Origin of the sequence: Vreelandella sp. 21 (assembly GCF_050995515.1) — a bacterium.
GTDB lineage: Bacteria > Pseudomonadota > Gammaproteobacteria > Pseudomonadales > Halomonadaceae > Vreelandella > Vreelandella alkaliphila.
The window spans coordinates 623,299-636,918 of record NZ_CP194673.1 but is presented as its reverse complement, the minus strand read 5'-3'; the positions used below and the strand labels follow the sequence as shown (position 1 = coordinate 636,918).

Sequence of the window (13,620 nt, the reverse complement as noted above, 5' to 3'; positions counted from 1 at the left end):
TAAACCAGAACACTCTGAACAGTTGACACCAAAAGCGTAACGCCGCTAGAGTCTCGTCAACTTTCAAAAGAAAAAAGGTTTACCCGTGACCGCCACCGCTTTCAATGCCGCCGCCCCGCGCCACGACTGGACGCTGGACGAAATTAATGCGCTGTTCGCGCTGCCCTTCAACGACCTGTTATTTAAAGCTCAGCAAGTGCATCGCGCCCACTTTGATGCTAACGCGGTGCAGGTCTCGACCCTTCTGTCGATTAAAACGGGGGCTTGCCCAGAAGACTGCAAATATTGCCCGCAGTCCGGTCACTACAATACCCAGCTCGAAAAAGAGAAGCTGCTGGAAATCGAAAAAGTCGTTGCCCAGGCCAAGGCCGCCAAGGAGGCCGGCGCTAGCCGTTTCTGTATGGGCGCGGCATGGCGCAGCCCGCGGGACAAAGATTTACTGCTGGTCGAAGAGATGGTTCGCCAAGTAAAAGCGCTGGGACTGGAAACCTGCATGACGCTAGGTATGGTCGACGGTGATCAAGCCAACCGCTTGGCAGCTGCGGGGTTGGATTACTACAACCATAACCTGGATACCTCCCCCGACTTTTACGCTGAAATCATCACTACCCGTACCTTCAGCGACCGCCTAGACACCCTGGCCACCGTGCGTGAAGCGGGCATGAAAGTATGCTCCGGCGGCATTTTAGGCATGGGCGAAGGCGCGCAAGACCGCAGCGCGCTGTTACAGCAGTTGGCGAAGCTGTCACCGCACCCAGAATCCGTGCCTATCAATATGCTGGTTAAGGTACCGGGCACTCCGCTGGAGAACGTCGAAGACTTGGACCCACTTGAGTTTATCCGCGCCGTAGCGGTGGCGCGGATTATGATGCCGCAAAGCCATGTGCGGCTTTCCGCTGGCCGCGAGCAGATGAGTGAGTCGACTCAAGCACTGGCATTTCTGGCGGGGGCCAACTCGATCTTCTACGGCGACAAACTGCTCACCACCGGCAATCCTCAGGCAGACCGCGACCGCGCGCTATTTGCAAAATTAGGCCTGCACCCTGAACGCCGTAATACCTGCGAAGATGAAGCCACTCACACCGAGCGACTCACCCAACAAGCTCAGCAGCGCGCCCAGGCAGAGCGGGCAGCAGCACTGGCGGTAGATGCCAGTGTCTGAAGCGTGGCTGCAGCGCCTAGCCAGTGCCCGTCAGCAGCGTGTCGATCACCAGCGCTGGCGACACCGCCAGGTGAATACCCTTGGCACGCTGGACTTTGCCGGCAATGACTATCTCGGGTTGGCTCATAATCCACGTGTACAAGCTGCCCAGGCAGAGGGTGCGCGCCGCTTTGGCGCAGGCTCGGGCGCGCCGCACTTGGTCAGCGGCCACTTGGAAGTCCACGACGCACTGGAAGATGCCTTGGCCGAGTGGACCGGACGGCAGCGTGCACTGCTGTTTTCCACCGGCTATATGGCTAACCTTGGCGTGTTGCAGGCGCTCGCCGACTCAAATACCGCTATTTTTCAAGACCGTTTAAATCATGCCTCGCTGTTAGATGGCGCAGTGTTAAGCGGCGCTCGCTCGCGACGATTTCATCACCGCGATAGCGCTGATCTTGAACGTCTGTTGGCGCGCAGTTCCGCCCCCCATAAGCTGGTGGTCAGCGACGGCGTGTTCAGCATGGATGGCGACGTTGCCGATATTGCCACCCTTGCCCACGTCAGCCAGCAACACAATGCCTGGCTAATGGTTGACGACGCTCACGGTCTGGGCGTTTTAGGCGCTAACGGCAGCGGCTGTGTGGAAGGTTTTGATAGCCAAGCGGTGCCTATTTTGGTGGGTACACTGGGCAAAGCACTGGGCACCGCTGGCGCGTTTGTGGCCGGTGACGCGGCGCTGATTGAGCACCTCACCCAGTTTGCTCGCAGCTATATCTATACCACGGCCCAGCCCCCCAGCATTGCCGCAGCGACCCTGGAAGCGCTGGCTATCGTGCAGCGCGAACCCGAACATCGCCAGCGGCTCCAGCGCCATATCAGCTACTTCCGCCAGCAGGCCCAGGCGCTAGGGCTGCCCCTTGCCGACTCTCATACGCCTATTCAACCGCTGCTACTCGGCAACGAGCCACGCACCATGGCTTGGGCGGCTAAGCTCGCCCAACGGGGCATTCACGTCGGGGCGATTCGTCCACCCACGGTACCCAATGGTGCTGCACGACTGCGCATTACGCTGAGTGCCCGCCACAAACCAGAGGATATTGATCGGCTTATTGAAGGGCTGAGTGCCTGTCAGCGAGAGGAAGCAGCATGTCCCGCCTAGACGCCCCTCAACGTCTGGTGCTGCTGTCGGGCTGGGGGATCGATCAGCGCATCTGGCAGCCGCTGGACACCTACTGGCCTGCCCATACTGAGGTACACACGGTGGACTGGCCGGGCTATGGCGATACCCCTGCCCTGGCTGAACCGGCCACCCTTGATACCCTTGCCAGCGCCATGGCCGACAAACTCCCCAGTAACGCTGTGTGGGTTGGCTGGTCACTGGGCGGGCTGTTAGCCAGCGCACTGCTCGATAAGCTGCCTGCGCCACGCGGCATGGTACTGATTGGCACAGGCGGGCAATTTTGTAGCGATGACGGCGTGAGCAAAGCCGAGCTTGCCAGCTTTCAGCGCGCCTTTAGCCGCGACCCCGACGCCACCTGGCGGCATTTCTTACGCTGGCAAACCCAAGGCGAACCTAACGCTCGCCACGCCCACCAGCAGCTACGTGCCATGTTGGGTGACACCCCCAGCGCCACGGCAAGCACGCTGTCCCAAGGGCTCCACTGGCTTGCCACTCTGGATAACACCCAGCGTTTGCAAGAGGCGCCCTGTCCGGTCATTCAACTCGTTGGCGAGCACGATCCGTTAGTAGCTTCAAGCACCCGCGCTCAGGCAATCAACCTTGCCCACGCGGGGCACTGTCCGATGCTTTCCCAACCTGCTCAACTAGTCGCGACCATCGCTTCCCAGGCCGCACTGGTCGCCAAGGAGCACGTATGTACCTAACGGCAACGCCAAACTGGCAGGCAAAAGTCGCCCACGCTTTTTCTCGCGCGGCACCCCGCTACGATGCGCTGGCCAGCGCTCAGCGACAGATAGGGGAAACGCTCTGGTCATCGCTTCCGCCTAGTGCCGACAACATACTCGACCTTGGCTGTGGTACCGGCGTCTGGACACAGCGACTAGCCACTCAATTTCCCCATGCCAACGTCACTGGGCTGGATATTGCCCCAGGCATGCTCGCCCATGCCCAGGCGCGCTATGGCCATCATATTCGTTGGCAGCAAGGCGATGCCGCTGCACTGCCTTTTGAGCGCGGAACTTTTGATCTGATATTTTCCAACCTTGCCATCCAGTGGTGCCGCGATATCGATGCGGTTATGCGCGAGCTTCAACGAGTGCTGTCCCCTGGCGGCCAAGTGCATCTCACGACACTCTTACCCGGCACGTTGGCAGAAGTCGCCTCTGCTTGGCAGCGCCCGGAGGCATTACTGCAAACGCCGAATGCCCAAGCGCTTGAACGCGCCGTTGCCTTAAGCGGCTTAACGCTGGTTGATCGCATTACCGAGTGGCGGCGGTTTTACTACCCCGATCTCACTGCCGTCATGGACTCAATTAAGGGAGTAGGCGCCCAGGTGGCGCGGCCCAAGGCACGTCTTACTCGCCGAGACCTGGTCGCCGCCCGCCAGCGTTTTGAAACGCTACGTGAACCCCAAGGGCTCCCCGTTAGCTACCACTGCATCACCCTGCACCTGGAAAAATCACCATGACCGTCTATTTCGTGACCGGCACCGATACCGATGCAGGTAAGACCCTGGCCACCAGCGCACTGCTATGCGCTGCCAAACAGCAGCAGCTCAGCACGCTGGGGCTTAAGCCGATTGCCTCTGGCAGCCACATCACGGCGGATGGGCTGCGCAATAGCGACGCCTTGGCGCTACAACAACAGAGCGCTCCCCCCGTCGATTACACCACCGTTAACCCGTGGGCGTTTGCGCCCGCTATTGCGCCGCACCTGGCCGCCAGCGAGGCGGGGTGCGCTCTTAACGTCAATAGTGTAGTGGCCTCGCTTACCGCCACCCTAAACGACATGCCGCGCGATTTAACGCTCATCGAAGGCGCTGGCGGCTGGCGTGTGCCACTCAATGAGCACAACGACTTTTCCGATATACCGCGGATGATGCAGCTGCCCGTTATTCTGGTCGTGGGACTAAAGCTTGGCTGTCTTAATCATGCGCGGCTTACCGCGGAGGTCATCGCTGCCGATGGCCTAACCCTTGCGGGTTGGGTCGGCAGTGTGGTGGACCCTGAGTTCGCCGCTGATACAGCGCGCTTTGAGTCCAATATCGCGCTTCTTAAAAACGCCCTTAACGTGCCATGTCTAGGCATTATTCCTCATTTAGCCACCGCCGATGCCACCCATGCGCGCCACGCGCTTTCACTATCTGCACTGCTCAACACTTCAGTTTTGAATCAGGAAGCCGCTTTATGAGTTCTCCCGTTTGGCACCCTTACGCCCACCTCAAAACACAAGCACCCGCCCCTAAAGTGGTCGGCGGCAGCGGTAGCCATTTCACCCTGGAAAGCGGCGAGCAACTGCTCGACGCGACCTGCTCCTGGTGGTGCATGATTCATGGCTATGGCCATCCACGTTTAGTCGCGGCCATTCGTGAACAGGCAGGCGAGCTATGCCATGTAATGCTAGGTGGCCTCACCCATGATCCCGCCGACCAGCTTGCTCGGGAGCTCGTGCGCATCACCCCTGACGGCCTTAATCACGTGTTTTACTCCGACAGCGGTTCAGTCGGGATGGAAGTGGCGATGAAAATGGCCCTGCAGTACCAGGTGCTCATCGGCCACCCCGAAAAGTGCAAGATGCTTTCGTTAATGAAGGCCTACCATGGCGACACCACCGGCTGTATGGCGGTATGCGACCCTGAAGAAGGCATGCATAGCCTGTTCGCCAGCCTGCTGCCCCAACACCACTTCGCCCCCGCGCCCACCGCACCATTTAACGCCACACCGGAGCAGGTAGCCGACGATTTAGCGGAGCTGCGCGACGTATTGGCGAGCCATCACCATGAGATTGCTGCCCTGCTGATGGAGCCGTTGTTACAGGCAGCAGGCGGGCTGAATATGACCTCGCCTGACTACCTGCGCGGCGCACGGGCGCTATGCGATGAGTTTGGCGTGCTGCTAATTTTTGATGAAGTAGCCACCGGCTTTGGCCGCACTGGCAAGCTGTTTGCCACCAATCACGCTGACGTAACACCGGATATTATGGTGCTCTCAAAAGGATTAACCGGCGGCTATCTAGGCCATGCAGCGACCCTGGCCAGCGACCGTGTTCACGATGCGTTTGTTGGCGACAGCGCCCACCATGCCTTTATGCACGGCCCGACATTTATGGGCAACCCGCTGGCCTGCCGTGTCGCGCTGGAAAGCCTGCGCGTGTTTGAAGAGGAGCACTACCTGGACAAGATTGCGGCACTCAGCCAACAGCTTAGCCGAGCGTTAATTGACGACTCCGCGCTGAACGCCCACCCAGACGTGGCCGATGTGCGAGTGCTGGGTGCCACCGCAGTGATTGAAGCGCACTCCGCCGAGACGCTGAAAGGTGTCGGGCAGTTCGCCCGCGAGCGAGGTGTGTGGCTGCGCCCAATCGGCCGCTGGCTTTACACCATGCCCGCTTATATCGCTACCGACGCCGACATCACTCAGATTACCGACGTAATGAAAGCATGGTTTTTGAAGCGATAGACAGTTCAAGGCAGCATCAAATTGCCCTGTTTGCGCCACTGGTTTACCAACGCTGGAACGCCCTCTCCTGCGGTGGTATTAATCGCTAGAACGCCAGGCGGTGTTAAGGCATCCGCGTCGGGGTCGACCAGCGCACACGGGGTATCCAAGTCAATATACGACAGCAGCGACGCCGCGGGCATTACCGCTAGGGACGTGCCTACCACCAGCAAGAAATCCGCCTGGCTAACAAGTTCACAGGCGTCTTCAAATAGCGGCACCGACTCACCGAACCACACCACGTCCGGGCGCAGCTGGCTGCCTTTGTCACAAATATCGCCCAGCGCAATGCCACCTTTCGGCAGCGGATAGCGCAGCCGCACATCCACTGTAGAGCGCGCCTTCAAAATCTCGCCATGAAGATGCAGCACATCTCGCGACCCTGCACGCTCATGCAAATCATCAATATTTTGCGTGACAACACTGACTCGAAAGCCATCTTTTTCAAGCGCCGCCAGGGCTTTATGGGCAGCATTGGGCTTGGCCTTACGAATTTGCTCTCGGCGCAGGTTATAAAACTCCAGTACGCGCTGTGGGTCTCGGCGCCAGCCCGCGGGCGTGGCCACCTCCTCGACTGGGTGGTCTTCCCAGAGACCATCACTGGCACGGAACGTTTTAATACCGCTTTCGGCGCTAATCCCTGAACCGGTAAAAACCACTAAGTGCGGTGGTGCTGTCATGTTTTCCTCGACTAAATAACTGCTTACTGTTTCCTAATATACCAGCTGCCCTATGGTCCCCGCGAAGCGCTGCTTATTACGATATGGGTAAACATCAATCACCCGACCATCGACAATGGCCTGCTGTAGCTCCAACCAGTAATCGGGATCAAATAACTCCGGATGCTGTTGCATAAAAATCGCGCGCAGCTCCGGGTTGGCAAACATAAAGGGGCCGAACTCCTCGGGGAAGATATCATTGGGGCCAACGTAAAAACTCTCCCCACCACCTCCTTGAAAGTCATTGCCATACGATTTAGGCATGTGCCGAAAGCGACACTCCGTGAGATAACATACCTCGTCATAATCGTAAAAAATCACTCGGCCATGGCGGGTAACACCAAAGTTTTTTAACAGCATATCGCCCGGGAAGATGTTCGCCGCTGCCATCTGTTTAATGGCGTTACCATAGTCTTTGAGCACCATTACGCGCTCGTCCGCACTGCACTGCTCCAGATAGATATTCAGCGGTGTCATCATGCGCTCGGTATAGCAGTGCTTGATTATTACCTTGTCATCTTTCAATGACACAGTAGACGGTGCTACTTCTAGCAAGTGCTCTAGACACTCTGGCGCAAAGTGATCCTGACGCACGATAAAATTCGAGAACTCCTGGGTATCAGCCATACGCCCAACACGGTCATGGCGTTTCACCAGGCGGTATTTCTCGCGCACTATTGCGTGGGTGACCTCTTTTGCCGGGTCGAATTTATCTTTAATGATCTTAAACACGGTGCGAAAACTAGGCAGCACGAACACCGCCATCACCATGCCGCGCACACCAGGTGCAATGACAAACTGATCCTCACGCTTGGCCACTTGCAGGTTTAGGGCACGGAAAAATTCGGTTTTGCCATGCTTAAAAAAGCCAATCGCGGCATACAGTTCGCCTTCAGGCTTATGGGGCATGAGCTGTTTTAAGTAGTGGACAAACTCCCCAGGCACCGGCACATCGACTTGGAAGTAGGCACGGGTAAACGAGAAAATAATCGAGACTTCATCGGTCTCGGTTAGCACGGTATCCAAGTGCAGGCAGGGGTCGCCGCCCTGCTGCTCGCCAAACCCTTCACCATGTAGAATAGGTAACACTAGTGGCACCTGCTCACCGCCACCCAAAATGCGGCCGACTAAGTAGGCCCCTTTATTACGGTAAAAGACACTTTTCAACAGCTCTAATTGCGCGTCTTCTGACTGCAAAATAGCGGCGGGAAGCAGGGTTTCTAATAGGCCTGCAGCTAGTTCAATATCGCGCTCCAGATCAGCAAAGGCGTTATCAAACGGTGCCTCTTCAAGCGCCCAGGCAAGCGCTTGAGACCAATCACCATTGACGGAATACTGTCGACAAAGCTCAATTCCAGAATGGTGCGCAGCATCTTCTCGGGAGCTGTACACAAACATCCAGTCATTGCGAATATGGCGGTGGTGGAAAATCGAGCAGAATAGTGAGTTAAAAAACGTCTCGGCCAACTCGTAATCCAACCGCTGGCTAATCAGCTGCGCATAGTGCTCACGCGCCTCCCGCCAGGTCTCACAGTACGTAAGCGCCTCATGATCAAAGGTACGCTGCAAACGTGTCAGCGTATCGCCCACTCTCTCTTCATAAAGGTTAATCCGCGCCGCTGAGGCTTGCTGGGCATCACGCCACGCCGCATCACGAAAACGCCGACTGGCGTCAAAGGTAATCTGCTTGAAGCGTGCTCGGTAGCCATCAAATCCATGCAGAATAGTGGCCGCTAAACGATACGCGGGAGAGTGCTTCATGGCGGTGCTCCTGACTATTTCCCCCAGCTTCGCGTAACGGAGCACTACATGCGAGAAGACCTTGGTGGGTAATCCGCATGTTTAAGAAAGCAACAGTCTGTTTTAGCACTCATCATAAAAAGCCTCTGGGCCATTGGGCACAGAGGCTTAAACTGCCTAGTCAGCCTAGGCGATTAGGATCAAACATTACAGCTTGGCAGCGGCTGGCACCGGCTCGTCAATGTCTAGCTCTTCTGGGGCAGCAGTCACTAGCGCAAACTCCTCTTCAGCGGTTTTCGCCACCAGCTTATTCTTGCTGTAAAGGAAGTAGTACGCCGCACCAGCAATGAATAGAACAATGGTGTAATTAAACGCGCGGGGGTCAAAAGCATAGACACCGGTAAGCGCGACGAGGGACAAAACTAACGCAACGCCAGAGGTCACCACACCACCGGGTGTTTTATAAGGGCGCGGCAAGTCAGGCTGTTTCACTCGTAATAGAATGTGGCTGAGCGCCATCAATGCATAAGAGAGCGTCGCGCCGACAACGGCCATCCCTAGAATCAGATCACCCTCGCCGCTAAGCGAGACCAAAAAGCCAAATACACCAGGCACAATCAGCGCCAGATAAGGCACTTTACGCTCGCTGGTCAGTGACAGCGGTTTTGGTAAGTAGCCCGCACGAGAAAGCGCAAACACCAAACGGCTGTAGCCATAGATAATCGAGAAAAATGACGCCACCAACCCCGCAAGGCCCAACACATTAACCAGCGTGGCAAGCGTTGGGTTGCCCGCAACGTTAAGCGCATCGACCAGCGGCACACCACTTTGACCAATCATTTCAGCACCCGCTGCGCCTGCCAGTAACACCACGACTAATAAGGCGGTAAATAGCAGGAACAGCATCGCAGCAATAATCCCTTTAGGCATATCCCGCGCGGGATCTTTGGCTTCCTCTGCCGCTAGCGGCACGCCTTCAACCGCCAAAAACAGCCACATCCCAAACGGCAGCGCTGCCCAAATACCGTACCAACCATAGGGCATAAAGGTGCTCGCACCGGCTGCATCGGTGGGCGCAATATCAAACAGATTCGCTGAATCGAAATTGCCAATCAGCGCCACTGCCGTTGCCAAAATCGCAAACACCGCTAGGCCGCTAATCACCATCATCACTTTTAGCGCTTCACCTACGCCGGCTAAGTGAATGCCGATAAACACTGCGTAAAACAGCAGGTAAACCAACGGCCCATTAATGCCCAGCAGCGATTCGACTGCCGAGCCAATGAAAATCACGATCGCAGCAGGCGCAAGCGCGTACTCAATCAACACCGCAAGCCCGGTTAAATAGCCACCGGCTGGCCCCATCGCTTGGCGGGCAAAGCTATAGCCTCCCCCCGCGGCTGGAATCGCTGCGGACATTTCCGCCAATGCTAATACGAGTGCCAGGTACATCATCGCCATTAAGCAGGCGGCAATGGCAAAACCACCCCAACCCGCTTCAGCAATACCGAAGTTCCAGCCGGCAAAATCACCGGAAATAACATAAGACACCCCAAGCCCTGCTAGTAATAGCCAGCCCGCGGTACCTTTGCGCAGCTGGCGCTTGGCCAAATACGCTTGATCGACAGAAGGTTGTGTCATTGTCATGCCCTTTTCAGTGTGGAACGCAATCGTTGTCAGCGGCGTGCTGAGTCGGGGTGTTGGTTCCATATTGTTGTTAGGAGTGTTGTTAGGAGCGTTTCTATAAGTGTTTGTTATTTATGTATTGTTATTACTCTTTTTAATTACTATTTTAATTACTCTGTTATCTATATGGCGCTGCTTATACATAACGCTTCGCTTCCTGTGCCGCTTATTAATCGGCCACCAGGAAGTTTTGAGTTGTCCCCCCTGTTGCACCGTCTAATACGCTGTCCTCGCTACGATCTTTCAGTTGCACGCCAGACAGTTTCCGCTGACGGGCTTCGGTTAATAGCAACAACAACCGCCGTGCGGCCTCTTCCGGTTTGAGCCCTGCTGGGCGCACGTTTGAAATGCAGTTGCGGCGGTCATCCTTTAGACCTACTTCTGGTTCCCAGGTCATATACAGCCCGAGGCTATCTGGAGAGCTTAAGCCTGGGCGCTCACCAATCATCACCAGCACGGCATCGGCATTAAGCAGCGCGCCAACCTCATCACCAATCGCCACGCGGCCCTGCTCTACGATGGTTAATGGCGCGAGCTGCCACTCCCGCTGATCACTCTCTAAGGCGCGATACAGCGCAGTAAGAAACGGCGCACTGTTCTGCTGTACTGCCAGTGCGGAAAGCCCATCGACAATCACCACCGCTAAATCGAAGCGCTGGCCACTTTGCGCCGCTTGTTGCAGTTGCTCTCGCGAAGCGTCGTCAAGACGACGGCCATAATCCGGACGCTGCAGGTACATGGCGCGGTCTACTGCGTGGCTATGCACATGAATAGGTGTCTGGTGCAAGCTCAGCGCTGTCGTTAACTCATCGGCCAGCGCGTGACACTCAAGAGGGCAGTGAACGGCATCCTGGGCTTGGGCATGAGCCAGTTGAAACGCCAATAGCTGATGCGTGGGCAGACTAATGCCCGCTCGTCCCAGCCCAATGCGAGCATCGGTAAATGCCCTCAGCCGCTCCCATGGGTTAGCGATCACAATCGGTGGGGCTTTTTTCGATTCATTATCAGACATCGCGAGCAGCCTCCGTTGGCAGGTGGCGCAGGCTATTAGCGAAAGCGGCAGGTAGTTGATCATTTAACCGATAGGAGGAAACATCTTGGAAGATTTGCATCTTCGCCAGCCACTGCTCGAACTCCGGGGCGGCCTTCAACCCAAGTACGCGCCGTGCGTAAAGGGCATCGTGAAAGGACGTGGTTTGATAGTTGAGCATGATGTCGTCAGAGCCTGGGATGCCCATCACAAAGCTACAGCCCGCCACGCCTAATAGCGTCAGCAGGTTGTCCATATCATTTTGATCGGCTTCAGCGTGATTGGTGTAGCAAACATCACAGCCCATGGGCACGCCTAGCAACTTGCCGCAAAAGTGGTCTTCCAGCCCCGCTCGGGTGATCTCTTTGCCATCGTACAAATACTCAGGGCCGATAAATCCCACCACCGTATTCACCAGCAGCGGATTAAACTTGCGCGCCACCGCATAGGCGCGGGCTTCACAGGTTTGCTGGTCCAAACCATGATGAGCATCAGCGGAAAGCGAGCTGCCTTGCCCAGTTTCGAAATACATCACGTTGCGCCCAACCGTACCGCGATTCAGCGTTTGAGCAGCCGCCTCAGCCTCTGCCAACGTACTTAAATCAAAGCCAAAGCTGCGGTTGGTGGCTTCGGTACCGCCAATGGATTGAAAAACCAGATCTACAGGCGCGCCCTGCTCGATCGCTTCGAGCGTGTTGGTCACATGAGTGAGCACGCAGGATTGGGTGGGTATTTCGTATTTCTGAATGACATCGTCCATCAGGCGCATTAGCTTGATGCTTTGGGCGACATTATCAGTAGCAGGATTGATTCCAATGACCGCGTCGCCACTGCCATACAGCAAGCCATCCAGAATACTGGCGGCAATCCCTGTCACGTCATCAGTAGGATGGTTGGGCTGCAAACGCGTGGATAACCGCCCCGGCAAACCAATCGTATTACGAAATGCAGTCGTCACATGGCACTTCTTGGCGACCAGCATCAAGTCTTGATTGCGCATCAACTTGCTAACAGCGGCGGCCATTTCAGGGGTAATGCCAGGGCGAGCCGCGGCTAACACATCGCTGGTGGCATAGTCAGACAGCAGCCAGTTACGAAAGTCACCCACGGTTAAATGCTTCAGCGACGCAAACGCAGCAGCATCGTGCTCATCGATGATTAAACGAGTAATTTCGTCTTGCTCATAGGGGACCAGCACATCATTCAAAAACGTGGTAAGCGGGAGCTCTGCCAGCACCATTTGCGCCACTACCCGCTCTTCTGCTGATTCTGCAATGACACCTGCCAAGCGGTCGCCAGAGCGTGGCGGCGTGGCCTTGGCCATTAATTCCGCCAAGCCATTAAAGCGATAGCGGCGGCTTCCAACAGTTGTGTGATAGGTCTGCGCCATGGGACCTTCCTTTTTTATATTTAAAAGCGACGATTTCTATAGCTAAGGTTTCTATAACTAAGGTTTCTAAAACTACGGTTTCTAAAACTACGGTTTCTAAAACAATGGCGCCGAATGCGCGTTGAGGAACAGAATTTACTTGTTTCCACAATAGCGCTATCACTTAATGGGGAGTATCGAGTTTTGGCAAACCTGTCATACTTATAAAAACATTATTAAATACAATAAATTAGAGGCAAGCATGCAACGTGATGGCACTTTAATCACGTTCACAGGAGTTTTTCATGACGCTGACAAGCCAAGACATTGCACCAAAAAAATGCATTCAAGAGGCGTTTGATGCCGACGAACATGCCCAAAATCTGACCCGCTGGCAGCAGCAATACGACCAACTAAGTCCTGGCCGCTTTTATGGGCGACTAGATGAAATTGAGTTACCCGCCATGCAGGTGTTTAAAGAACATACCGGGCAAGCGCTGCGACAAGACTGCCGAGTGTGGGCTGACTCTCTCTGGCTGGGCATCCCCACTCAGGCACCAGGGTCACGAATTAATGGGCAGGCGCTGGAAGAACATGAGGTGATGTGTCACCCCGGCGGTCGTGATTTTGAGCTGGTAACCCCCGAGGCGTTTGATATCTATGGACTAGTGATACGTATGCCGTTATTACAGGCTGCCGCCCAGCGACAGGGGGTGATACTTGATCATGAGTGGCAAGATTCACCCCGCCGCCGGGTAGCGCCTGAAACTCTGCATGCGGTGTCTTTTTTACTTGAACGCTTACTCTCAAATCAACAAGGCCCCATCGCTGAAAACGTTCATCAAGATATTTTGCTAACAGGCCTAATGGAAGTATTAAAAGCCAACCAAACAAGCCATGAATTGCCTCCCAGCTATCCTCATCGAAAAGCAGTGGTTGACCGGGTGAAGCGCTATGTTGATGAGCACCTGGAAGGTCCAGTCACCATGGAAACGTTATGCGAGCTAACTCATGTCAGTAGGCGTACGCTGCAATACAGTTTTACGTCTATCCTTGGTATTAGTCCGCTGCAATTTTTACGTTTAACGCGGCTGAATAGAGTGCGTCGTGCTCTGCGCAGCGCAGAGCCCCACCAAACAGTGACTGAAATTGCCACCTACTGGGGCTTTTGGCATTTGGGGCAATTTGCTCATGACTATAAGCAACAGTTTGGCGAAAGCCCTTCGCAGACGTTAAACGCGATTCACTGAGCGTG

The 13,620-nt window shown here is 55.6% G+C and carries 12 protein-coding genes; 7 read left to right on the top strand and 5 right to left on the bottom strand.

The window, feature by feature from the left end:
* Positions 1-85: 85 nt before the first annotated feature.
* From bioB to bioA, 6 genes are read left to right on the top strand one after another with little or no spacing between them, the layout of a single operon-like run.
* The gene (gene bioB, locus ACN06F_RS02970) at positions 86-1,162 is read left to right on the top strand and encodes a biotin synthase BioB (RefSeq protein ID WP_038481378.1); all 1,077 of its coding nucleotides are present in this window, start codon (positions 86-88) and stop codon (positions 1,160-1,162) included.
* A complete protein-coding gene (gene bioF / locus ACN06F_RS02965; RefSeq protein WP_433924627.1) occupies positions 1,149-2,303 on the top strand; it encodes an 8-amino-7-oxononanoate synthase in 1,155 nt (384 codons plus the stop codon). The genes bioB and bioF overlap by 14 nt, the downstream gene beginning before the upstream one ends.
* Complete coding sequence (locus ACN06F_RS02960) at positions 2,291-3,028, top strand: alpha/beta fold hydrolase (protein WP_198348635.1); 738 nt, start codon at positions 2,291-2,293, stop codon at positions 3,026-3,028. Before bioF ends, ACN06F_RS02960 begins: the two co-directional genes overlap by 13 nt.
* On the top strand, positions 3,019-3,792 hold the full coding sequence (gene bioC, locus ACN06F_RS02955) for a malonyl-ACP O-methyltransferase BioC (protein ID WP_198348636.1): 774 nt from the start codon (positions 3,019-3,021) through the stop codon (positions 3,790-3,792). The genes ACN06F_RS02960 and bioC overlap by 10 nt, the downstream gene beginning before the upstream one ends.
* Positions 3,789-4,514, top strand: a complete 726-nt coding sequence (gene bioD, locus ACN06F_RS02950; protein WP_198348637.1) for a dethiobiotin synthase — start codon at positions 3,789-3,791, stop codon at positions 4,512-4,514. The genes bioC and bioD overlap by 4 nt, the downstream gene beginning before the upstream one ends.
* On the top strand, positions 4,511-5,782 hold the full coding sequence (gene bioA, locus ACN06F_RS02945) for an adenosylmethionine--8-amino-7-oxononanoate transaminase (RefSeq protein WP_433924626.1): 1,272 nt from the start codon (positions 4,511-4,513) through the stop codon (positions 5,780-5,782). The genes bioD and bioA overlap by 4 nt, the downstream gene beginning before the upstream one ends.
* 5 nt (positions 5,783-5,787) lie before the next feature.
* Here the strand turns inward: bioA and ACN06F_RS02940 are convergent, their stop codons facing one another.
* The 5 genes from ACN06F_RS02940 to ACN06F_RS02920 form a co-directional block, all read right to left on the bottom strand.
* Positions 5,788-6,501, bottom strand: coding sequence for an SIR2 family NAD-dependent protein deacylase (locus tag ACN06F_RS02940; protein WP_038481359.1), 714 nt, complete (start codon positions 6,499-6,501; stop codon positions 5,788-5,790).
* A 33-nt stretch (positions 6,502-6,534) separates the two neighbouring features.
* Positions 6,535-8,301: a bifunctional isocitrate dehydrogenase kinase/phosphatase gene (aceK, locus tag ACN06F_RS02935; RefSeq protein WP_038481356.1), complete on the bottom strand. Its 1,767-nt coding sequence runs from the start codon at positions 8,299-8,301 to the stop codon at positions 6,535-6,537.
* Between the two features lie 186 nt (positions 8,302-8,487).
* Positions 8,488-9,921, bottom strand: a complete 1,434-nt coding sequence (eat, locus tag ACN06F_RS02930; protein WP_038481353.1) for an ethanolamine permease — start codon at positions 9,919-9,921, stop codon at positions 8,488-8,490.
* 214 nt (positions 9,922-10,135) lie between these two features.
* Entirely contained in the window at positions 10,136-10,978 is an 843-nt protein-coding gene (gene eutC / locus ACN06F_RS02925) for an ethanolamine ammonia-lyase subunit EutC (RefSeq protein WP_120385771.1), read from the bottom strand.
* Complete coding sequence (locus tag ACN06F_RS02920) at positions 10,971-12,386, bottom strand: ethanolamine ammonia-lyase subunit EutB (protein ID WP_038481347.1); 1,416 nt, start codon at positions 12,384-12,386, stop codon at positions 10,971-10,973. The genes eutC and ACN06F_RS02920 overlap by 8 nt, the downstream gene beginning before the upstream one ends.
* 284 nt (positions 12,387-12,670) lie before the next feature.
* On the opposite strand from ACN06F_RS02920, the gene ACN06F_RS02915 reads away from it, so the two are divergent.
* Positions 12,671-13,615, top strand: coding sequence for a helix-turn-helix domain-containing protein (locus ACN06F_RS02915; RefSeq protein WP_193085630.1), 945 nt, complete (start codon positions 12,671-12,673; stop codon positions 13,613-13,615).
* Positions 13,616-13,620: the final 5 nt, after the last annotated feature.